The following is a 22,650-nucleotide window of genomic DNA, read 5'->3' as shown; positions in this document are numbered from 1 at the left end:
CCTCCCTGACAGAATTGCGAAATCCTTCACGTCGCCTTTTTTACATGATCGCTCACCCCTTCGGTAATGAGCGGGACGCATCAAGACATGACGGATTATCGCTTGGCCGCCCCCGTAACGACATGGCACGCTTTGCTCTTGTCGTCCTGGAGAGCCGCCATGTCCCGTCTGTTTCCCGTTCTTGCCCGGCCCCTGCTGGCCGTCGCGCTGTTCGCCGCCCTCCCCACCGCCGTGATGGCGGGCGAGCCGGGGGACCGGATCGACGGATCGCCGGTCATCGAGAAGCTGGACGTCGCCACCATGCCTTCCGGCAAGACGCGTTTGTGGCTGCGGGTCGACGACAATGAGATCGGACAGGGCTATTATGTGCCGATCATCGTAGTGAAGGGGGCGCAGCCCGGTCCCCGCTTCCTGCTCACCGCCGGCATCCATGGCGACGAACTGAACGGCATCGGCGTGATCCACCAGTTGGTCGAGGGGCTCGACCCGGCGACCATGAAGGGAACGCTGATCGCCATGCCCGGCCTCAATGCGCCGGGCCTGCGCAATTCGACGCGCGCTTTTACCGGCGGCCACAATGGTTCGGGCGACAATCTCAACCGGCTGATTCCGCGCGATCCGCATGTGCAGGGCGATGAAGGCAATGCGGCGCAGCGTTATGCCCGGCGGCTATGGTCGCGTGTCTTCACCGGCAATACCGATTTCGCCATCGACCTGCATACCCAGTCGCGCGGGGGTGCCTATCCGGCCTATGTCTTCGTCGCGACCCCGGTCGCCAAGCGGATCGCGATGATGCTGCGACCAGACAGCGTCTATGTGAATGCGGGCATCGACGGCGCGGTGGAGGACATGCTGAATGCCAACGCCATCCCGGCCGTCACCTATGAGCTGGGCGGTGCGGAGGTGTTCGACAATGCGATGATCGCGCGGGGCCTGCGCGGCGTGCGCAACGTGATGATCGACCGGGGGATGCTGCCGGGCAAGCCCGATATCCGCGATCCGGAACCCTTTCTCGGCAATGTCGTGACCAATGTCGACAGCCCGCGCGGGGGATGGGCGCAGCTGCGCGTGAAGTTGAACCAATATGTGAAGAAGGGCGACGTGCTGGCGGTCGTGACCGACCCGTTCGGCCGGACTATCGCCACGCTGACCGCGCCGCTCGACGCGCGGGTCGCGGGCTTGGGCACCGATCCACGGACCCAGCCGGGCGACATGGTCGTCCGCCTGCTGTCCTGGGATGACAGCCTTCCGTGCAAGCGCGACGGGTGCCCGTCGACCGTCACCCCGATCAAGGCACGCTAAGCCCGTCTTCTTCATTCCCATTGCTCATCAATAGATGATGCCAATGCGTTTGTTCATGGCCGTTCCAGGGGCCAAATAGGGGGTAGCCTGACCCGCCAGTGCATTCCCGAATCCGTAATAGGAGCCGTCATGACCGATCCCCTGATGAACCTGTACAACCGCGCACCGATCGCGGTGGATCGCGGCGAGGGCGTGTGGCTGATCGATACCGAGGGGCGGCGCTATCTCGACTGCGTGGCGGGCATTGCCACCGATGCGCTGGGCCATGCCCATCCCGCGCTGGTCGCCGCGCTGACCGAACAGGCGGGCAAGCTGTGGCACGTTTCGAACATCTTCCGCATTCCGGGGCAGGAAGCGCTGGCGCAGCGGCTGGTCGATGCGTCCTTCGCCGATTGCGTGTTCTTCGCCAATACCGGCACCGAAGCGGTCGAATGCGCGATCAAGACCGCGCGTCGCTATCATCATGTGAACGGCCAGCCGGAGCGGATCGATATCGTCGGCTTTGCCGGGTCGTTCCACGGCCGCACCTATGCCGCGATCAACGCCTCGGGCAATGCGGGCTATATGGAGGGCTGCGGCCCGCGCCTGCCGGGCTTCGTCCAGCTGTCGATCGACGATACGGCGGCGATCGAGGCGGCCATCGCCAGCCCGACCACGGCGGCGGTGATCGTCGAGCCGGTGCAGGGCGAAGGCGGTGCGCGCGCGCTGTCGGGCGAATGGCTGCTGCGCCTGCGCGAATTGACGCGCAAGCATGGCGTGCTGCTGATCCATGACGAGGTGCAAAGCGGCATGGGCCGCACCGGCAAGCTCTTCGCGCATCAGTGGTTCGACGGTGCGGCGCCCGACATCATGGCACTGGCCAAGGCGCTGGGGTCGGGTTTCCCGGTCGGTGCCTGCCTCGCCACCACCGAGGCGGCGAAGGGCATGACGCCGGGCGTTCATGGCACGACGTTCGGTGGCAATCCGCTGGCCATGGCGGTCGGCATTGCCGCGTTCGATACCATCGCGAACGAGGAAACCCTCGCCCATGCCCGTGCCGCGAGCGCCGATTTCTTCGAGCGGCTGGAGGCGCTGCGCGCCCGTTTCCCCGATGTGATCGCCGAAGTGCGCGGCAAGGGGCTGTTGATCGGCCTCAAGATGATCCCGAACAATCGCGAGTTCATGGGAATTGCCCGCGACCATGGCATATTGGTCGCGGGCGGCGGCGAGAATTGCGTGCGCCTGCTGCCGTCGCTGCTGATCTCTGCGCAAGAGATTGCCGAGGCGGTCACCCGGCTGGAAGCGGCCTGCGGCGCGGCGCGTGGGCTGATGGCGAAGGCGGCATGAGCGTGCTGACCTCGACCTGCCCGGCGACGGGCGACACCGTCTGGACCGGTCCGGTCGCCAGCGGCGCGGATGTCGATGCAGCGGTCGCCCGCGCTAGTGTGGCGTTTCGCGACTGGCGGCGCACCTCGCTCGAGGAACGGGTGGCCATCGCGCGCGCCTATGCCGCCGTGCTGAAGGCGCGCACCGCCGACCTCGCCGAGCTGATCGCGCGTGAAACCGGCAAGCCGCTGTGGGAGGCCACGCAGGAGGTCGGCACGATGGTCGGCAAGGTCGAACTGTCGATCGCCGCCCAGGCCGAACGCGCGGGCGAAAAGCGCAGCGCGATGCCGTTTGGGGAATCCGTCCTGCGCCACCGCCCGCACGGGGTGATGGCGGTGCTGGGGCCGTACAACTTCCCCGGCCATCTGCCCAACGGCCATATCGTGCCCGCGCTGCTCGCCGGGAATAGTGTGGTGTTCAAGCCGTCCGAACTGACCCCGGCGGTCGGCGCGGCGATGGCGAATGCTTGGAGCGAAGCCGGTCTGCCTGAAAACGTGTTGCAGGTCGTACAGGGCGCACGCGAAACCGGCGCCGCGCTGGTGGCGGCGGATATCGATGGGCTGCTGTTCACCGGATCGGCAACCACCGGCGCACATTTCCGCCGCGCTTTTGCCGAGCGGCCCGACGTGATCCTCGCGCTGGAACTGGGCGGCAACAACCCGCTGATCGCGTGGGACGGCGACGTGACCGAGGTGGCCGCGCTGATCGTCCAGTCGGCCTATATCACCACCGGACAGCGTTGCTCCTGCGCACGCCGCCTGATCCTGCCAGCGGGCGCGTTCGGCGATGCGGTGGTGGAGGCGGTCGCCGCGCTGATCCCGCGCCTGCCCATCGGGCGCTGGGACGAGAACCCCTATATCGGTCCGCTGATCTCCGACGCCGCCGCCACGACCGCCCATGCGCAGGTCGCTGCATTGGAGGCGGCCGGGGCCCGCGCCATCGTGCCGTTCGGCGGGATTGAGGGGCGCAGCGCCGCCTTCGTCACCCCCGCACTGCTCGACGTGACCGGCGTGGTCGTGCCCGACGAGGAGATTTTCGCGCCGGTGCTGCAGGTCGTCCGCGTTGCGGACTTCGATGCCGCCATCACCGCCGCGAACGAAACCCGCTTCGGCCTGTCCGCCGGACTGCTGACCGATGACGATGCGTTGTGGGAGCGCTTCGTCATCGAAGCGCGCGCGGGCGTGGTCAACCGCAACCGCCCGACCACGGGCGCGGCGGGGGCGCAGCCCTTCGGCGGGATCGGCGATTCAGGCAACCACCGCCCCAGCGCCTATTATGCCGCCGACTACTGCGCCTATCCGATGGCGAGCTTCGAGGCGGGCAGCGCGGCGGGCAATTGGGACGCGCTGAAACCGGTATTGGGAGCCGGCGCGGCGTGACGATCGTCCTGCGGGCCGCCGGCGGGCACGACCTGTCGGCGCTCTACGCCATGGCGCAGACCACCGGCGGCGGGTTCGTCAATCTGCCGCCGGACAAGGCCAAGCTGGCCGAGCGACTGGCCGCCGCCGATGCCGCCTTTGCGCGCGACACCGACCGCTTCGGCGTCGACCGCTTCCTGTTCGTGCTGGAGGATTTGGGCACCCAGGCGATCCACGGCACCTGCCAGATCTTCTCGCATATCGGCACCGACGCGCCCTTCTACAGCTATCGCATCGACCGGCATGGCGCGGACCATGCCGTACTGGGCCGGTCGGTCGATCATACGAAGCTGACCATCTGCACCGACCATGCCGGGTGCAGCGAGGTGGGCGGGCTATTCCTGCGCGCCGATGCCCGGGCGGGCGGGGCGGGCACCTTGCTGGCGCGCAGCCGCTATCTGTTCATCGCGATGCACCGCCCGCGCTTTGCCGACCGGACCATCGCCGAATTGCGCGGCGTGGTCGACGAGGCGGGCGAGGCGCCCTTCTGGGACGGGATCGCCGCGCGCTTCTTCGGCATGGGCTTTGCCGCCGCCGATGCGTTCAATGCGGAGCATGGCACCCATGTCCTGGCCGGGCTGATGCCGACGACACCGGTGCTGCTGGCGATGCTGCCCGACAGCGCCCGCGCCGTGCTGGGTGTCCCCCACCCCTCCGGCCGCCCCGCGCTACGGCTGCTGGAGAAGGAGGGGTTTCGCCATGACCATTATGTCGACCTGTTCGACGGCGGCCCGACCGTGACCGCCGCGACCGACGATATCGCCACCATCCGATCGGCGCGCACCGCCATCGTCCGCGCGATCGGCCATAGTGACGCCGCCACCCCCGCCATCGCCGCCGCCGGACGGCTGGCTGGGTTTCGCGCCTGTTTCGCGCGCATCGCGCCCCAGGGCGACGGTATCCTGCTTGACCCCGACGCTGCCCACGCGCTGGATGTCGGGATCGGCGATCCCCTTACCCATGCCCCGCGCTGACCCTATCTGTCCGAGGTGACCATGACCCACAGCTTCACGCCCGCCGACGCGATCCGCACCCGCTTTTCCGAAGCCATGTCGGCCATGTACCGCGCCGAGGTGCCGCTGTACGGCGACCTGCTGTCGATCGTGGCCGAAGTGAATGCGCAGGTGCTGGCCGACCGCCCCGAACTGGCGGCGGTGATGGCGGCGGCGGGCGAACTTGACCGGCTGGACGTCGAACGCCACGGCGCGATCCGGCTGGGCAGCGCGGCGGAACTCAACATGATGCGCCGTGCCTTTGCGGTGATGGGGATGCATCCGGTCGGCTATTACGACCTGTCGGTGGCGGGCGTGCCGGTCCATTCGACCGCCTTCCGCCCGATCGACGATGCCGCGCTGAACGCCAATCCGTTCCGCGTCTTCACCTCGCTGCTGCGCCTGGAACTGATCGAGGATGCGGACTTGCGCGCCGAGGCGGAATCGATCCTGTCGACGCGGCAGATCTTCACGGACGAAGCCGTCCGCCTGATCGAACGGGCCGAGGCGCAGGGTGGACTGGACGAGGACGAAGCCGACCGCTTCGTCGCCGCGCTGCTCGAAACCTTCCGCTGGCACGGCGATGCGCGGGTCGATGCCGCGACCTATGACCGGCTCCACGATGCGCACCGGCTGATCGCCGATGTGGTGTCGTTCCGGGGACCGCATATCAACCACCTGACCCCCCGCACGCTCGACATCGATGCGGCGCAGGCGGCGATGCAGGCGCGTGGGATCGCGGCGAAGGCGGTGATCGAAGGACCACCGCCGCGCGCCGTGCCAATCCTGCTGCGCCAGACCAGCTTCAAGGCGATCGAGGAGGGCGTGACCTTCCCCGGCGACCGACAGGGCCATCACACCGCCCGCTTCGGCGAGATCGAACAACGTGGCGCGGCGCTGACCGCCAAGGGGCGCGCGCTGTATGACCAACTGCTGGCGACCGCGCGTGGCGAACAGGGGTCGCAGGGCGACAGCTATGCCGAACAACTGGCGACCGCCTTCGCCACCTTCCCCGATACGCCGGAGGCCTTGCGCGAACAGGAACTGGCCTGGTTCCGCTATGACCTGACCGAGGCCGGGCAGCGGCTGGTCGCGACCGGTGTGCAGCCGGCGGGCGATATCGATGCGTGGCTGGCGGCGGGCTATGTCCGCGCTCAGCCGATCGTGTACGAGGATTTCCTGCCGGTCAGCGCGGCGGGCATCTTCCAGTCCAATCTGGGCGGCACCGAGCAGCGCAGCTATGCCGCGTCCGCTGCGCAGGCCGCGTTCGAGGAAGCGCTGGGCGACACGGTGCAGGACGAACTGGCGCTCTATGCCGATGCGCAGGCGCGGTCGATGCAGCAGGTACGCGATGCTCTGCGCGGAATGGCGGTGGCCTGATGGTGGCAGTCGCGAACCTGCTGCGCCGCCTCGACCAGGCGGGCTTTGCCGGTGATGCCGAGGACGGCGTCGGCGCGCGGCAGGTCGCATCGACCGACAACAGCATCTATCAGGTTCGCCCGGCGGCGATCGTCTATCCGCGCACCGGCGACGATGTGACCCTGCTGGTGCGGACGCTCGCCGATACCGGCCTGTCGCTGACCGCGCGGGGCGGCAATACGGGCACCAACGGCCAGTCGCTGAACGACGGGATCATCGTCGATTTCGCCCGTCATATGCGCGGCATCGGCGCGTTCGATCACGAGACGAATACCGTCACGGTCGAACCGGGCGTCGTGCTGGACCAGCTCAACGCCTTCCTCAAACCCCATGGCCGCTTCTTCCCGCCGATGGTGTCGACCGCCAGCCGCGCGACGATCGGCGGGATGGTGGCGACCGATGCATCGGGCAAGGGGTCGCGCCGCTGGGGCAAGACGTCGGACTATATCGCCGCGATGGACCTGACCCTATCGGACGGGACGCCGTGGCGCGCCGAGCCGATGACGCGGGCAGAAGCCGAGAGAATCGCGGCGGGCGACGGCATCGTCGCCGATATCCACCGCGAGGCGCTGCGCATCGTGACGGAGCGCGCCGACGATATCGCCGCGATCTTCCCGGAGATGAACCGCGGCCTGACCGGCTATAACCTGCAAAAGACCTGGGACGCCGCCGCCGACCGGTTCTTTCTCGGCTATCTGCTTGCGGGGTCGGAGGGGACGCTGGCGATCACCCGCTCAATCAGCTTGCGGGTCGCGCATCGCCCAAAGAAGCGCGCGCTGGCGGTCATCCGCTATGCCGCCTTCGACACCGCGATGCGCGATGTGCAGCGCCTGATCGCCGCCGACCCGGTCGCGATCGAGATCCTCGACGACAAGGTGCTGGGCGTCGCGCACAGCGACATCATCTGGTCGAGCGTCGAAGGGCTGCTGGGCGGAGCGAGCGATGCGCCGGTGGCGGCGATGAACTTCGTCGAATTCACCGCCGACGACGATTCGACCATCGACGCAGGGCTTACCGCGCTCGCCGATATCGGACCGCAGGGCGACATGCGCATCGTGCGCGACGATGCCGCCATCGGCCAGCTTTGGACCCTGCGGGAAAAGTCGGTTGGCCTGCTCGCCCGACTGGGTGGCGCGCGGCAGGGAATTCCCTTTGTCGAGGACACCGCTGTCCCGCCCGAGAAACTGGCCGATTTCGTCGCGGAGTTTCGCGCGCTGCTCGACGGGCATGGCCTCAACTATGGCATGTTCGGTCATGCCGATGTTGGCTGCCTGCACGTCCGTCCGTTTCTCGACCTGCGCGATCCCGCACAGGCCGCGCTGATCCGGCCGATCTCCGACGAGGTGGCGCGGCTGACCAAATCCTATGGCGGGCTGCTGTGGGGCGAACATGGTCGCGGTTATCGCGGTGAATTCTCGCCCTTATTCTTCGGCAGCCTCTACCCCGAACTCCAGGCGCTGAAAGCGGCGTTCGACCCGCATAACCGGCTCAACCCCGGCAAGCTCGCCGCGCCCGCCGGGCAGCCGATCGACCGGATCGACGGCGTTCCCCTGCGCGGCGAGGCCGACCGCCGGATCGACCCGGCGCGCTCCAAGGACTTCGACCGGGCGGTCGCGTGCAACGGCAATGGCGCGTGCTTTGCCTGGGATTCGCTCGACGTGATGTGCCCGTCCTACAAGGCGACGCGCGACCGCGCGCAATCGCCCAAGGGCCGTGCTTCACTGCTGCGTGCCTGGGCCCGGCTGGATTCGATCGCCGAGCCGACCCCGGCGGAAGTCGCCGAACGCGATGCGCTGGCCGCCGATACGCAGGCGTCGCTCGCCACCTGCCTGTCGTGCAAGGCGTGTACGACATTGTGCCCGGTGAAGGTCGACGTGCCGACGATGAAGTCGCGCTTCGCCGAGCGCTACTGGGCCAAGCGCCCCCGCCCGCTGCGCCACCGCGTCGTCGCGCAGATGGAAGCCATGCTCGCCACCGCGCGGAAAATGCCCGGGATCGCCAATGGCGTCGCCAGCAGCGACCGCGCGAAAGCCGTGCTGGAACGCACGCTCGGCTATGTCGATCTGCCCGCCTTCGCGGTGGCCGATCCGCAAACCCTTCCGCCTGTCGTGTCGAAGGCTAAGATCGACGCACTGCCCGCCGAGGCGCGAGCGAACATCGTCATCCTGGTCGAGGACAACTTCACTGCCAGTTTCGACGGCCCGCTGGTCGTCGCCGCTGGCCGCGTACTGACGGCTTGCGGCTATACCGTGTTGCGCCTGCCGCCGCGCAGCAATGGCAAGGTGCTGCACCTGTTGGGACTGCGCGACCGCTTCGCCCGCATCGCCGCCAAGCGCATGGCGGAGGCGAAGGCGTTTGCCGATCTGGGCGTGCGACTGGTCGGCCTGGATGCCGCCACCGCGCTGATGTTCACCCAGGAATTCACCGAGCTGACCGGCGACAGTGTTGAGGTCGCCGGGCTGGAGACCCTGCTGGCCGAAGCGGTTCGACAAGGCCGCGTGCCCGCCGCCGCCCACGCGGTTCCGCCGCAACGCCTGCTGGGCCATTGCACCGAACAGGCGCTTCGCCCGCAGGCGCTGGCGCTTTGGGCGGAGGCGCTGGCCGGGTTCGGCATCGCCGCCCAGCCGACCAAGACCGGTTGCTGCGGCATGGCCGGGCTGTTCGGGCATGAGGCGCAGAACCAGAAACTGTCGCGTGATATCTTCGCGCTTAGCTGGGCCGATGCGACTCGGGACGATGCGATGCTTGCCACCGGCTTTTCCTGCCGCTGCCAGACCAAGCGCCTGACCGGCCGCCGTCCGCTGCACCCGGTCGAAATGATCGACCGGGTGCTGGCGGTGTAGCACCCGCTACCGCCGCAACCGGGTCGCCAGCACGACCGCCGACATCGTCCGTCCGATCCCTTCCATGCGCCCGATCGCGTCGATCACATCGTTCAGCCGCTCCAGGCTGGGCGCCTCGACCATGGCGATCAGGTCATATTCGCCCGCAATGGCATAGACGCCGGTCAGCTCGGGGATCGCGGCCAGCGCCTCGTTCGTCTCGTCCAGCAGCTTGGGCAGAGTCGTCATCATCACATGCGCGCGCACCATGCGGCGGTCATGTGCCTCGCCCAGCCGCACGGTATAGCCGTCGATCGTCCCGTCCTGCTCCATGCGCGCGATGCTGGCATAGACATGCGCGCGCGACACGTTCAGCACATGCGCCAGTTCGGACACCGGAACGCGCGAATCCTGCCGCAACAGCGCCAGCAATCGCGCGTCCAGCTCGCGCTTCGACGGGTGGGGGTTATCGGCCGACATCCATTTCTCCCGCATAGATGGCGGTACGTGGGGATTGGTCATCCGATACGCTACCACGATACATGCCGTCGGTATTCATGGCGAAGGCGATATGCCCGCGACCGTCCATCGCGATCAATCCACCATCGCCGCCGATCTCGCCCACCTCCTCGATCGTGTCGCTAGCCGCCGTGGCGATGTCCTGTCCCTTCCACTGCACCCGGTCGCAGATCTGGCGCGCCGCGACCTGGCGAATGAAGAATTCCCCGGTGCCGGTCGCCGACACCGCGCAGGTCTGGTCCATCGCATAGGTGCCCGCGCCGATGATCGGTGAGTCGCCGATCCGGCCCCAGCGCTTGCCGGTCAACCCGCCCGTCGAGGTCGCGGCGGCCAAGTGCCCGCGCTGGTCACGCGCCACCGCGCCGACCGTGCCAAAACGATGCGTCGGATCGAGTGCGGCATGCTCCTCGTCGCGCTTCCACTCCAGATATTCGCGCCAGCGCTTCTCGGTGCGGAAATAGGAGGGATCGACCTGCTCCACCCCCTGTTCGCGCGCGAACTGGTCGGCACCCGCGCCGGTCAGCAGGACATGGCGGCTATGCTCCATCACCGCGCGGGCCAGTACGATGGGGTTCTTCGTGGCGCTGACCCCGGCGACCGCGCCGGCGCGCAGGGTCGCCCCGTCCATGATCGCCGCGTCGAGCTGGTTCTTGCCCTCTGCGTCGAACACCGCGCCGCGCCCGGCGTTGAAGTGGGGATCGTCTTCCAGCACGCGCACCGCCGCCTGCACCGCATCAAGGCTGCTGCCGCCCTTCGCCAATACCGCCGAACCAGCGGCGAGCGCCGCGTTCAGCCCGTTGCGATAGGCCCGCTCCTGTTCCGGCGTCAGCGACCCCTTCGGAATCACGCCTGCCCCGCCATGGATCGCCAGCGACCAGTGGCCGCCGGGCGGCAAAGGGGCATCGATCAGCCTGCCCCCGACGACTTTTGCCGTGCCGACGAATGCAGGCTTCGACACGGCCATGGTGTTCAGGTCGATCCGGTTCCCTGGCGCGACGCCGGTGATGCGGATATCGGCCCAGTCCAGCGGCTTGCCCGGCGTCAGCTTCGGGATGCCTTGCGGCTGCACCAGCCAGGCATGGGTGTTCGCCGGGCCATAAAAGGTCGCTTGTCCGTCCGCCTCGACGCACAGCGTACCCGCTTCGTCGACGCCCAGCCCGATCGCGGTCGGATCGCCGGTCGCCCGCGCCTTGGCCACGAAGGCGATCAGCCGCCCCAGCCGGTCGCGCTCGTTGAAGTGCGTGTCGGTGATGATATGCGCGAGGCGCGGCATGTGCAGGAAATTGCGGACCAGCGTCACCGCATCGCCCAGCGGATCGGACAGCGCCTTGAACGAATCGATGCTGCCGCCGTCCATCGCGCCGTAGGCCGTCCCGCCCAGCACGGCGAGGCCGGCGCTGGTGCCCGCGATCGGCTTGCCCGCCGCGACATGTGCGTCCAGCGCGCGGGCGACCGGCGTCCCCTGCCAGAAGCGGACATATTTCGCCTGGTCGCCGCCCGCCAGGAAGATGCCGTCCGCCTTGGCGATCGCCGCCAGCACGCGCGGGTCGGTTGACGCGGCGCGATCGGTGAACAGGATGGTCGACACCGACTGGACGCCTGTCATCGTCGCAAACATCTCGCGTCCGCCTTCGCCATCGCCCGATGCGCGAAGGATCAGGATGTGGCCATAGCCCGCCTTTTTCGCAAACCACTGGAACGCCTGCTTGTCCCAGTCGCCGCCCCCCATCAGCATCAGGCCCTGCGACGGGGTTGCGGGCCGGGGCTTGGCCGGATCGCCGGTCACGAAGAAGCGCGCGCCCGCGACCGTCGCCCCCGCCTGTTGTCCTGCCGCCTGCTGCCCCACTGCCTGCTGCCCTGCCGCCGGCACCGCCGACCCAATCCCCACGCATATCAATGCGATACCCAGACCATAGTGTCGCAAGGCCACACTCCCCATCAAATCAAAGAGACGAACGTTCAACATGGCGTTTTTATGTTTCAATATGACAGAAGTCCATGGCATTATGATTGCGCCTAGGGGTAAAAATGGGGAGCTTTATAATGCGGGGGACCTCGGTCGTTCATTGGCTGACGGGTGTGGGGATGATGGCGATGGCGGGCAGCGCGATGGCGCAGGACCTGCCGACCGACGCCCCGACGGCGGACGCGTCGGATGAAATCACCGTCCTGGGATCACGCATCCCGCGCGTGCAGAAGGAAGGGCCCGCACCGGTCACGGTCGTGACGTCGGAGGATATCCTGAAGGGCGGCTTTCTCAGCGTCCCCGACGTGTTGCGCAGCCTGACCCAGAATAGCGGCGAGACTCAGGGGCAGCAGAGCGCATCGGGCGCCAGCTTCAGCCCCGGCGCGCAGCAGGTCGACCTGCGCGGCCTGGGGCCCAACCATACGCTGGTGCTGGTCAATGGCCGCCGTATCGCCGACTTCCCGCTGCCGTTTCAGGGCAACAGCAACTTCACCGACATCTCGAACATTCCCGTCGGCCTGATCGACCGGGTCGAGGTGCTGAGCGGCAGTGCCTCGGCCATCTATGGGTCGGACGCGATCGCGGGCGTCGTCAATTTCCAGCTGAAGACCAAGGCCGACGGCACCCGTATCGACATGCGCTACAGCGATACCGACCATGGCGGCGGCGCGGCGTATCGGCTGATGGCGACGACCGGCTGGGAAACCGGTGGCTTCCACGGTGTGGCCGGGATCGAATTCCTGAACCAGCGCCCCTTATGGCAATATCAGCGCAAGCGGCAGGATTCGACCGCCGACAACCCGACCACCGCCACCCCGCTGGCGCAGCGCACCTTCCTGCGCGCCGACGAGGACGCGAACTATATCGATCCGGGTCAGGCGACGTGCAGCGCGCTGTCCTCGCTCAACCAGGGCACGATCTATTATGCCAATCGTCGCCGCTATGGCCAGTTTTGCGGCAGCAATGAATCGGTCGCCTACGGCACGATGCTATCCGACCGTAAGTCCATCACCGCTTACGGCTCGATGGGCTATGATCTGGGCGGCGGCACCGAACTCTTTGCCGACCTGCAATTCAGCTATTCCAAGCTGAAGCTCTTCCGTCGGGTCAAGAGTTGGTATTACGTGTCGCCCGACGGCAACGAGGAAGGCACCTTCTTCAACCCCAACCTGGCGCCCGACGCGACCGACAGCGGGTTGCAGCTCGACAACTGGACCCGCCAGTTCACGCCCGAGGAGATGGGCGGTTTTCAGAACGGGATGACGCGCAACCGGTCGATCACCTTCAACATCACGCCCGGCATTCGCGGCCAGTTCGGCGCGAACGACAAGTGGAAATATGAGGTGTCGTTCAACCATGCGCAGTATGATTCGCGCGTCACCTTCCCCGAAATCGTCATCTCGAAATCGAACGCGCTGTTCCTGGGACAGCAGCAGGGGATCGATCCCGCCACCGGCTATGCGATCTTCAACGCCGATGTCCGCCGCCTCTACACGCCGCTGACACCGGCCGAGTATCGCTCGATCTCGGTCGACTCGCTGTATCGCCCGCGCTCGTGGACCGACACGCTGGCCGCCTCGCTCAACACCACCGACCTGTTCCAGCTGCCCGCCGGTCCGGTCGGCTTCGCCTTTGTCGCGGAGGCGGGCAAGCAGGGCTATGATCTGCGCCCCGATCCGCTGACGCTGACCAACTATTATGTCGGGCTGGTGGATTCGGACGGCAGCGGGTCGCGCAATCGCTGGGGCCTGGGATATGAATTCCGTGTGCCCGTGCTGTCGTTCCTGCAACTCAGCACCGCCGGCCGGTACGACTCGTTCCACATCGCAGGCAATACGTTCGGTCGTTTCACCTATAATATCGGCAGCGAACTGCGCCCGACGAAGCGGCTGCTCTTGCGCGCCGCCTATGGCACCGGCTTTCGCGCGCCCGACCTGAACTATGTCTTCCGGGGCCCGGGCAACACCCACCCCTCGGCCACCGATTATTACCTGTGCCGCGTGGAGGAGCCGAACGAGACGATCGGCGATTGCAGCTATTCGGACCAGACGATCATCGCCCGCAAGACCGGCAATCGTCAGCTTCAGCCCGAAACCTCGACCTCACTCAACGCCGGTGTGGTGTGGCAGCCGTCGAGCCGCATCGACCTGTCCGTCGATTATTTCCGGGTGAAGATGAAGGATCAGGTCCGCGACATCAGCATCGATTCCGTGCTGCGCGATGAATCGCGTTGTCGCGCGGGCGGCGGTGCCGATCCGTCGTCGCCGACCTGCCGCGACGCGCTGGCCCGCGTGATCCGCTATACCAGCGGCGCGCTGGCCGGGCAGCTACAGGCGGTGGCGGTCAATCCGATCAACGTCGCGGAGGAAACCACCGACGGCATCGACATCGCCGCCAATATCCGCCTGCCGACCGCCGCAATCGGCGACTTCGCCTTGTCGGGCGGCTATACCTATGTCTTCAACCACACGGTGCGCCAATATCCGGGCGATCCGATCATCAACAAGTTCGCGGTCGACAGCAATTTCGACATTCCGCGCGATAAGGGCACGGCCAGCCTGACCTGGAGCCTTGGCGATTTCTCCACGACGATCACCGGTATGCGGCTGGGCAAGCTGCCGAACTATGATCAGGACGGCTTCATCAAGGCCAGCTATCTGTTCAACCTGTCGATGCGTTACGACCTGAACGAACGCCTCCGCGTGACCGGGACGGTGACCAACCTGTTCGATCAGGCACCGATCCACGATCCGACCTATGCGTCCTATCCCTATTACGACATTTCGTGGTTCGACGGGATCGGCCGCAGCTATGCCGTGCAGTTGACCTGGAAGATGGGCGGGAAGCCGCTTTGATGTGAAGCCGCTAGCCCGTCAGCGCCCGCTCACGCCTCCGCCCTGGCTTCATCCAGCAGCCAGTGGCGGAAGCGGTCGAACAGCGGGCTGTGGCTGCTGCGGCGCGGCCAGACTAGATAATAGGCCTCCGACGCGCTGAGCGTGACATTGATCGGCGTCACCAGCGCGCCGGACGCCAGTTCCGGGCGGATCAGGAAGGACGGGATCAACGCCATGCCCATCCCCGCCGCCGCAGCATGGGCGAGCATCAGGAAATGCTCGTACACCGGCCCTTCGCGGATCGCTGCATCGGCCACGCCGGCGGCGGCGAACCACCGCGCCCAGGCATCCGGCCGCGCCTCCAGCGACAAGAGCGTATGCGGCAACAGATCGGCGGGCCTCGCCACCGGATGGCGCGCCAGCCAGTCGGGTGAACAGACGGCCACGACATCCTCATGGAACAGCAGCGCATGGTCTGCGCCCGGCCAGTCGGGCAGGCCGAAATGGATGGCGGCGTCGAACCGCTCTTCGGCGAAGTCGAACGGATAGGAGCGCGCCGCAAAGTTCACCAGTAATTCGGGGTGCCGCGCGGTCAGCCCCGGCAGGCGCGGGGCCAGCCAGCGCATGCCGAAACTGGGCAGCGTCGCGATGGTCAGCGCGCGGTCGGCCACCGGGGTCAGCAGCCGCCGCGTGGCGCTGCGCAACCGCTCGACCGCTGGTCCCACCGCCTCGGCATAGGCCAGCGCCGCCGGGGTCGGCGTCACCCGCCGCCCGCGCCGCTCGAACAGCGGCACGCCTAGCCAGTCCTCCAGCAGTGCGATCTGTCGGCTGATCGCACTCTGCGTCAGCGCCATGCGCTGCGCCGCGCGCGAAAAGCTGCTGGTCTCCACCGCCGCCAGGAAACTGGCGAGCGCGGGCAAGGGCGGCAGCTCGCGACGATGGATATCACTATGATCATTGGGCATGAAGGATCGGCCGGGTCCGCTATCATGACGTCTGGTCCACGCTGACATTCCGGGCCCGAAACGGCAAGACCATCATACCGGGTACGCATCAGGCAAAGCTTTGCCCCATCTACCCCTGTTCCCGGCCTCCCATAGGATAATGACGGGCGATCGATCATCGCCGACACGATCATCGATCACCCATTCACCACCACGGCGCCGCAGGTTCGCGCGGTTGACCAACGAGCGCTGAGCAACATGGTCGTCGTCGACCGCAACAGGCGGCGCAGGCTTCGGCAAATGTCAAAGAAGCTAGCTGCGCAGGATCATCCTGATCAATGTGCCGCGCGTACTCGGTCGCGACGTCCTGATAGACCATCGAGCCCTGCTGCAATCGGGACGCCCCTTGGCCGGCGTTACGGCTTTTCCGACCTGCCTTGTCCTATCGCATGTCGGAAGGTCGCGCGTGCTATCGTTCGTTATGGAGGGACGGCGCGCGCGAGGGGTCTGGGGAGCGATGCACGTGATGCCGGGATTGCGATGGATGACGCTGGTGTCGGTGCTGGTCGGTACGGCGTCGTTGCACGCCAGTCCCGCCTTCGCCGCTGCGCCGGGCGGGTGTCGTAGCCACACGATGCTGGCACCGTGGGGGCGCTATCCGTTGCGACGCTGGACGCCGATCCGGCCTGTCCGCCAGCCCGCGACCATCGACGATGATGGCGGCAATCGCGAGGGGCTGGCGATCGGCGCGCCGTTTCGTGCCCGGCTGGTCCAGGCCTATGGCGTGGATGATGGGGACGCACGGCAAATCGTCGAGATGGTGACGGCGGCCGGCTGCTATCGCGCGTTTCGGGCGGATTCCTTTTCGGCAGTCGATCGCGCTTTCGTCAGCGCGGAACAGGCGCGCCACCCTTACGCCGCAGATCCACACCGCTATGCGACGGTGCCTGATCCCGCGCAGGTCCAACCCGGCGACCGGGAGAGCGGCAGGATCGGCGCCTATGAGACGCAGCATTTCGTCTTCTGGTATGGCACCAATCCCCAGGGCGAAAGCTATGCCTGGGTAAGGGCGAGCGGGCAGGACTGGCCCACGTTTCTGAAGCGTGCCGGTGACTGGGCCGAATGGGTATGGCGGATGAGCCGCGACCTGACCGGCGCGCCCATGCCCTATGCCGACAGCCCCGCGGGCGAGCGGCGGCGTATCGCCATTTACCTTTATGGTACGGGTCGCCCGCATGTCGATGGCGGCGACCTGACCGTGCATGGCGCCAATGCCTCGCCCAGCGTCTGGATCAGCGCGCAGGACATGGCGTTCGGGTCGAAGACCTTCGCGCACGAATTCGGCCATGTCATCCAATTCTATTCGGGCGGCTTTCGCGGCGGCACGACCGCCGGGCCGGTCTGGGAAAGCGTCGCAAACTGGCTGGGGCATCTGCTGGTGCCGGGAAAGACGACCTGGATCTCGCATTACGGGAACCACCTGTATCTCGGCCCGGTCTGGCCGGTGGCGCGCTATGGCGCCTATCCGTTCATCGACATGCTGTTCGAGGATGCGCGGACGCGGCCGTTGGTCTGGGGGGCGTGGCGCCACGATCGGCGCTTGCCGACCGGCGACGGGACGGAGGATTTCCTGCCGGCGGTCGTGCGGCTGGGGCAGGCGTCGGGCGCCTACCCTCAGGGGATGCGATCGTTCGCCGATGACATGGGCTGGTATGGCGCGCGCCTCGTGACGCTGGATTTCCTGAACCAGCGCGCCATGCTCGATGCGGCTGCGGTCATGCGGTTCCTGTTCGGCGGCACCCGCTGGGCATCGCTGCTGCCGGGGGATCGGCCCGGTCGCTACGTGCCGCAGCCCGGCCTGCTGCTGCACCAGTTCGGCAGCGACCTGATCCCTTTGACGGTGACCGGAGCGGACGGCCGCGTCTCGGTCCGGTTGACCGGCGGTACGACCGACAAGGACGCGGCCTGGCGCTTCGCCCTTGTCGCGGTGCGGGGTGGGACGGAGCCGACCTATTCCCCGCTCGGCGCGGTCGAGGGGCGAGGCAACACGGTCATCACCTATCGCGTGTCCCGCGATGCGCGCCTCTTTCTGGCGGTGACGGCAACGCCCGGCGTCTACGAACCCATCCCCGGCGGCGACGAGGTCAAGCCGACGGCGGGCGCGCGCTTTCCCTATGCCCTGGATATCACGGGTGCGACCCCGCGATTGAAGGGCGATGTCGATTGCGCGATGCCGCAGATGATCGTTCCGGGGCAGCCCCGCGACTGCTGACGGTACTTAATTCGCCGTCGGGTGGGCGGTGTCGCTATATGTCACGCTGTCGTCCGTCACGACGGCTTCGACGTCGCGTCGGTGTCCCGTCGCATCCTCGACCAGCGAGGTGACGCGGACATGATTGGGCGTCTGCAAGGGCGCGGTGAACAGTGAGAAGCTGGGCGCGAAGGTCGTCAGCGTTTGTGCCGTGCGCCCGTTGTCGGGGCCATCGCCGCTGATCGTGCGCTCGCTCGCCTGCGCGATCTGTGTGCCGTTTTGTATCCCATAGAGCGGCGGCTGGATGCCGATATCGATCGCCAGCGTGTCGCGTTCGGCGATGCGGCGCCGCGATGGCGTCGCGCCGCGCGTCGTGACGGTCATCATCTGGCGTGCGGCATAGCGCTTGCTCGACACGCCGGTGTCGCGGGTGTTGGTCAGCCGCTGGTCGAGGTCATAGGCGACGCGGGTGACCACGCGACCGTGAGAAGTGTCGACATAGCCCTCGACACGATCGGCGCGCGTGGCGACCGTCTCCACCGTGCCGATCGCGCCCGGCCCTCGTGGCGCGCGAAGCTGTCGCGTGACGACGCGCGCGGGGGCGAGCGTGTTGGCGGTCAGCGCGCCGGTCACCACCGGACGGGTGGGATCGACCGTCCCGATCAGCGTGCCCGACACGCGGAAGAACGTGCCGGCGGTCGGCATGGCAAGCGCGATCACATGCGGCTTGCCGTCGTTGAGCAGCGCGGCGAACGGCGTGAGGTCGACCCGGGCGGGCGGCAGGTTCAGTGCGCGCAGGGCGGGCACGCGTCGCCACAGGCCGGGATTGATGCCGCCGGTGAAGATGTCGGGCTGGACCGAGCGGACGCCCGCCAGCCGTCCGTCGATCCGTACCTCCACCTCGCGATACGGTGCGTCGCAGGGCGGCGGCCCGAAGATGTTGCGCTGGGCAAGATCGCCGGGCGCGCAATCGTACCAGAATTCCTCGCGCTCCTGTCCGATGGCGAACAGGTCGATGGCCAGTCGCGTCAGGTTGCGCGGGAAACGGATCGTGCGTGACACCACCGGCTTTTGCGGGTCGAGCCGTGACAGCCCCGATGTCACCGGCAGGACCACGCCGTCCGGCCGGGGCGCTTCCCCGGCGTAGAAGACCAGACGGGCGCCCCAATGGACATGCGCATCATGGTCCTTGTCGAGATAGTTGACCAGGATCGCCCGGCCCTCGGTCGGCGTGCGGAGCAGCGCGGCATAATCCGTCACGTCGCGGGCGACATGCCAGTGCGGGGCATAGGTTTCGCCGGGCTCCATCGTCGTGCCGAGGAAGAGGGTGGCACCGCCCAGCGTCAGGTCGGCGGAGCGGTCGAATTGCGTACCCGTGGTGACGTCGAAGTCCGCCTCCAGCACCACCTGGCGCCACGGGCCGGGACAGTCGGCGGGTGGGCGGTAGGCCAGTGGCAAGGGTCCGTCGCCCTGGAACTCGCGCCGGTCGAACAGGGTGACGGTGCAGGATGGGCCGCTGGGGCGGGGCAGCGGCGGGCTCAGGTCGACGACGGCGTTGCCGATCGGCCGTGGCGCGGTCTGGCCAGCGGCGGGTGCGCCGACGCTGGCCGATAGCCAGGCGGCGAACAGCGCCTGCCCCATGATGCCGCAAAGGCGCAAGCGCGGCGTATGGTCGATGTCCATGGCCTGTCCCATGTCAAAAGAGGAGCGCGTCTGCGCCGAGGGCCGCCCGGGGCGGGGCATGATCGGCCCCGCCCCGGTGCGGCTCAATGCTTGGCCAGCACCTGGGCCGGGGTCACCACCTCGACCGGCAGGCCCAGTCCTTCCAGCTGCGGGCGGATTGTCTTGGCATCACCCACGACGGTCCAGACCCATTTGGCCGGTTGCAGATACTGCCGCATCGCGGCGTTCGCGTCCCGCAGCGCCACCGCGCGGATGCGCGCGTCGAAGGTGCTGAAGAAGTCGTCCGGCCAGCCGTTGCGTTGGAGCATGGCGGCAGCAGCCATCACCTGTCCGCCGAAGCGGAACGAGGCGACGTTCTTGCGCAGCGTGTTGGCGACGGCCTCGTCAAACTCCTCCTGCGTGATCGGCCGGTCGGTGACGATCGCGTTCAGCTCCTTCTGCACCTCCTTGATCGCGGGGCCGACCTTGTCCGGCTGCAGCTGCACCTCGACCTGATAGCTCGACCCCAGGTCGTTGACGTCGAAATTGCCCGACGCGCCGTAGGTCCAGTGCTTGTCCTCGCGCAGGTTCATGTTGATGCGCGAGGTGAACTCGCCGCCCAGCGCGATATTGGCGAGACGCGGTGCGACGCCCTCATAGGTGCGCGGCATGTCGACCAGTTGCCCGCCCCCCAGGAACGCCTGGACCTGGCCGGGCATGTCGACCAGCACGATCTTGGGTGGGCCGGTAACCAGCGCCGGACGCGGGTCGAGCGCGATGGGGGCCGGGCCGCGCCCTGGCACGCTCCAATGGCCCAGCGTCGCATTCAGCTTTGGCAGGAGCGTGGCGAGCGGCTCGTTCGAGACGATGACCAGCTTGGCCTCTTCGGGGCGGACCCAGCGACGGAAGGCCGCTTCCAGATCGGAGCGCGTGATGGCGTCGACCTCGGCCACGCTGGGCACCTGCGACGCCTTGGCGAGCAGTGTCCCGGGCGCGAGCGCTTGGGTGAAGGCTGTGCTCAACAGCGTGCCGGGGCTGGTCGGCGCGGCCGTGACGCGCGACAATTCCTGCCGCCGATATTCCTCCAGCCGATCCTGCGGAAAGTCGGGACGGGTCAGCATCAGCATCATCGTGTTCAGCGTCGTGTCCAGGCTGGCGCTGGGTGCTGCGAACGAGACGCCGGAGTCGGTGTTCTGCGCGCTGCCGAAGATGGCGGCGCCGGTGCGTTCGCGCAGCTGCTTGAACCAATGGTCGTCATGGCCGCCCGCACCTTCGTCCAACATCTGGAACATCGCACGGATCGTGCCGGGCTTGCCGGCGGGATCGTCGACGCTGCCCACGTCGAACGACAGTTCGGCGGTGGTGAAGGGCACCGCGTCGTGCTGGACGTAGAGGACGGGAATGCCGTTCGCCAAAGTGGCGTGCTGCACCGGCGGGAAGCGGGCGGCCTGGGGCTCGCCGACGCCGGGGATGGGGCCGCGCGTACCGCTTTGCGGGGCGACGACGGCGGTCTTGGGTGCGTCGGGCACTTCGGTCCCTGCGACGCTTTCGTCGCCTGCCGCGGTCATGCGCGGTCCCGGGACGATCATGCCGCGATAGCCCGGACGGCCCAGCCACTTGCGCGCGTCGGCCATGACCTTTGCCGGGGTCAGGGCCAGATACGCCATCAGGTCGTCCTTATATTTGGCGGGCGAGCCGAGCACCGAATTGGCCTGCATCAACAAGCCGCCGCGCGCCTCGATCGTCTCGTTGTTGCGGACCGCAGGGATGATCCGCGTCGCCTGGTAGCGCGCCAGCGCATCGGCGGACGGCGTGCTGTGCAGGAATGCGGCGATGGCATCGTCCAGCGCCTTTGCCGCGACATGCGGATCGACACCCTGCCGGACCGAGCCGTAGATGGTGAATTCCCCGACGCCGCGATAGGTCGTGTTGTCGGCGCTGAGATTGTTGAACAGCTTGTCCCGGCGCACCAGCTTATCGAACAGCGGCGCGCCGTCGATGCCGGTCATCAGGCCCGATACCGCGTCGAGCGAAAAGTTCGCCGGGTCGCGCCCGCCGGGTACGGGCCAAGTGCGGGCGATCTGTGCCGTCGAGACGGGGCCGGTGAAGGACTGGTCGATCGGCGCGGTCAGGACCGGCGGCTCGGCGGCGGGCGCGGTGATCGCGCGCCCGCGCGGGATGTCGCCGAAATAGCGCATCGCCTTTGCCTTGGCGGTCGCCAGGTCGATGTCACCCGCCAGCAGGAGCGTGGCGTTGTTGGGGCCGTAATAATCCTTGAACCACTGATGCACGTCGGCGAGTGACGCCGCGTTCAAATCCTTCATCGATCCGATGACGCTGTGACCATAGGGGTGCGAGGCGGGATAGATCGCGCTGCGGCGGCTATAGCCCAGGATGCTGGCGGGATTGTTGTCGTTGTTGCGCTTTTCGTTCTGGACGACGCCGCGCTGTTCGTCGAGCACGCTTTGGGTGATCGCACCGAGCAGATGCCCCATCCGGTCGCTTTCCACGAACAGCACGCGGTCCAGGCTGCCGGTCGGCACTGCCTCGTGATAGTTGGTGAAATCATAGCCGGTGCTGCCGTTGACGCCGATCGACCCGGCGTCGCGCAGATATTTGAAATAGTCGCCCGGCGCATTCTCGCTGCCGTTGAACATCAGATGCTCGAACAGATGGGCAAAGCCGCTGCGCCCCGCAGGCTCGAAGGTGGAGCCGACGGCGTAATTGATGCTGGTATAGACGATCGGCACGCTGCGATCGGTGAGGACGATGACCGTCAGGCCGTTGGGCAGCGTGAACGTCTGATAGGGAATGGTGAAGTCGCGGACCAGTTTGACGAGTTCCGCCGGGGCGGTGTCCGGGTGGGATGCCGTGGTCGTTGTGGCTTTCGCGGGGTGTCCGGCCAACGCCGGGACGGGGGCCAGGATCAGTGCCGTACCGGCCATCAACATCATACGCAGGCTCATCGACTTATCCTTGATCGGTGGGGGTAGGCACGGGTGGAACGGCAGTTCGGCAGAGTGACACGGGTGCGGAAACATCGCGGGACAGGACAATCGGGGACGGGAAAACCGTAATGGCGAGGACCGCGTCTGGGGCTGTGTCCGGCTGCCCGGCGAGGGGGCCGGCAGGCGCGCCGCATCCCGTCATTGGGTG

The 22,650-nt window shown here is 67.3% G+C and carries 13 protein-coding genes; 8 read left to right on the top strand and 5 right to left on the bottom strand.

All coding sequences use genetic code 11. From position 1 onward, the window contains the following. Positions 1-159: 159 nt before the first annotated feature. From SSA01S_RS03930 to SSA01S_RS03905, 6 genes are all read left to right on the top strand, one after another. Positions 160-1,302, top strand: a complete 1,143-nt coding sequence (locus tag SSA01S_RS03930; protein ID WP_061779309.1) for a succinylglutamate desuccinylase/aspartoacylase family protein — start codon at positions 160-162, stop codon at positions 1,300-1,302. Positions 1,303-1,431: 129 nt separating this feature from the next. After that, the gene (locus tag SSA01S_RS03925) at positions 1,432-2,628 is read left to right on the top strand and encodes an aspartate aminotransferase family protein (protein WP_061779308.1); all 1,197 of its coding nucleotides are present in this window, start codon (positions 1,432-1,434) and stop codon (positions 2,626-2,628) included. Continuing rightward, the gene (gene astD, locus SSA01S_RS03920) at positions 2,625-4,046 is read left to right on the top strand and encodes a succinylglutamate-semialdehyde dehydrogenase (RefSeq protein WP_061779307.1); all 1,422 of its coding nucleotides are present in this window, start codon (positions 2,625-2,627) and stop codon (positions 4,044-4,046) included. Before SSA01S_RS03925 ends, astD begins: the two co-directional genes overlap by 4 nt. Then, entirely contained in the window at positions 4,043-5,059 is a 1,017-nt protein-coding gene (locus SSA01S_RS03915; RefSeq protein ID WP_061779306.1) for an arginine N-succinyltransferase, read from the top strand. Before astD ends, SSA01S_RS03915 begins: the two co-directional genes overlap by 4 nt. A gap of 21 nt (positions 5,060-5,080) precedes the next feature. Further along, the gene (gene hglS / locus SSA01S_RS03910) at positions 5,081-6,457 is read left to right on the top strand and encodes a 2-oxoadipate dioxygenase/decarboxylase HglS (protein WP_061779305.1); all 1,377 of its coding nucleotides are present in this window, start codon (positions 5,081-5,083) and stop codon (positions 6,455-6,457) included. Further along, positions 6,457-9,339 (top strand): FAD-binding and (Fe-S)-binding domain-containing protein, encoded by a 2,883-nt coding sequence (locus SSA01S_RS03905; RefSeq protein WP_061779304.1) that lies wholly within the window; start codon positions 6,457-6,459, stop codon positions 9,337-9,339. The genes hglS and SSA01S_RS03905 overlap by 1 nt, the downstream gene beginning before the upstream one ends. A 6-nt stretch (positions 9,340-9,345) precedes the next feature. Here the strand turns inward: SSA01S_RS03905 and SSA01S_RS03900 are convergent, their stop codons facing one another. Both SSA01S_RS03900 and SSA01S_RS19020 read right to left on the bottom strand, forming a co-directional pair. Beyond that, entirely contained in the window at positions 9,346-9,798 is a 453-nt protein-coding gene (locus tag SSA01S_RS03900) for an Lrp/AsnC family transcriptional regulator (RefSeq protein WP_058715504.1), read from the bottom strand. Then, on the bottom strand, positions 9,785-11,725 hold the full coding sequence (locus SSA01S_RS19020) for an isoaspartyl peptidase/L-asparaginase (RefSeq protein ID WP_244885553.1): 1,941 nt from the start codon (positions 11,723-11,725) through the stop codon (positions 9,785-9,787). The genes SSA01S_RS03900 and SSA01S_RS19020 overlap by 14 nt, the downstream gene beginning before the upstream one ends. 155 nt (positions 11,726-11,880) lie before the next feature. Here SSA01S_RS19020 and SSA01S_RS03890 point away from each other — a divergent pair, with 155 nt between their 5' ends. Continuing rightward, positions 11,881-14,658: a TonB-dependent receptor plug domain-containing protein gene (locus SSA01S_RS03890; protein ID WP_061779303.1), complete on the top strand. Its 2,778-nt coding sequence runs from the start codon at positions 11,881-11,883 to the stop codon at positions 14,656-14,658. A gap of 29 nt (positions 14,659-14,687) precedes the next feature. On the opposite strand, the gene SSA01S_RS03885 is transcribed toward SSA01S_RS03890, so the two are convergent. Then, on the bottom strand, positions 14,688-15,602 hold the full coding sequence (locus tag SSA01S_RS03885) for a LysR substrate-binding domain-containing protein (RefSeq protein ID WP_061779302.1): 915 nt from the start codon (positions 15,600-15,602) through the stop codon (positions 14,688-14,690). Positions 15,603-16,107: 505 nt separating this feature from the next. On the opposite strand from SSA01S_RS03885, the gene SSA01S_RS03880 reads away from it, so the two are divergent. After that, positions 16,108-17,853, top strand: a complete 1,746-nt coding sequence (locus SSA01S_RS03880) for a DUF6055 domain-containing protein (RefSeq protein WP_244885550.1) — start codon at positions 16,108-16,110, stop codon at positions 17,851-17,853. A gap of 6 nt (positions 17,854-17,859) precedes the next feature. On the opposite strand, the gene SSA01S_RS03875 is transcribed toward SSA01S_RS03880, so the two are convergent. Then, a complete protein-coding gene (locus SSA01S_RS03875) occupies positions 17,860-19,515 on the bottom strand; it encodes a peptide-N4-asparagine amidase (protein WP_061779354.1) in 1,656 nt (551 codons plus the stop codon). An 83-nt stretch (positions 19,516-19,598) separates the two neighbouring features. After that, positions 19,599-22,460, bottom strand: a complete 2,862-nt coding sequence (locus SSA01S_RS03870) for a M16 family metallopeptidase (RefSeq protein ID WP_061779300.1) — start codon at positions 22,458-22,460, stop codon at positions 19,599-19,601. Positions 22,461-22,650 lie beyond the last annotated feature (190 nt).

It is taken from the genome of Sphingomonas sanguinis NBRC 13937 (assembly GCF_001591005.1).
Taxonomy (GTDB): Bacteria; Pseudomonadota; Alphaproteobacteria; order Sphingomonadales; family Sphingomonadaceae; genus Sphingomonas; species Sphingomonas sanguinis.
Note: the sequence above shows the minus strand (reverse complement) of the source record. Positions and strands in the feature narration are given on the sequence as shown.

Coding starts and splice junctions, on each gene's coding strand:
- SSA01S_RS03930 (WP_061779309.1), top strand. CDS start 160: ATGTCCCGTCTGTTTCCCGTTCTTGCCCGGCCCCTGCTGGCCGTCGCG.
- SSA01S_RS03925 (WP_061779308.1), top strand. CDS start 1,432: ATGACCGATCCCCTGATGAACCTGTACAACCGCGCACCGATCGCGGTG.
- astD (WP_061779307.1), top strand. CDS start 2,625: ATGAGCGTGCTGACCTCGACCTGCCCGGCGACGGGCGACACCGTCTGG.
- hglS (WP_061779305.1), top strand. CDS start 5,081: ATGACCCACAGCTTCACGCCCGCCGACGCGATCCGCACCCGCTTTTCC.
- SSA01S_RS03905 (WP_061779304.1), top strand. CDS start 6,457: ATGGTGGCAGTCGCGAACCTGCTGCGCCGCCTCGACCAGGCGGGCTTT.
- SSA01S_RS03900 (WP_058715504.1), bottom strand. CDS start 9,798: ATGTCGGCCGATAACCCCCACCCGTCGAAGCGCGAGCTGGACGCGCGA.
- SSA01S_RS03890 (WP_061779303.1), top strand. CDS start 11,881: ATGCGGGGGACCTCGGTCGTTCATTGGCTGACGGGTGTGGGGATGATG.
- SSA01S_RS03885 (WP_061779302.1), bottom strand. CDS start 15,602: ATGCCCAATGATCATAGTGATATCCATCGTCGCGAGCTGCCGCCCTTG.
- SSA01S_RS03880 (WP_244885550.1), top strand. CDS start 16,108: ATGCCGGGATTGCGATGGATGACGCTGGTGTCGGTGCTGGTCGGTACG.
- SSA01S_RS03875 (WP_061779354.1), bottom strand. CDS start 19,515: ATGGACATCGACCATACGCCGCGCTTGCGCCTTTGCGGCATCATGGGG.
- SSA01S_RS03870 (WP_061779300.1), bottom strand. CDS start 22,460: ATGAGCCTGCGTATGATGTTGATGGCCGGTACGGCACTGATCCTGGCC.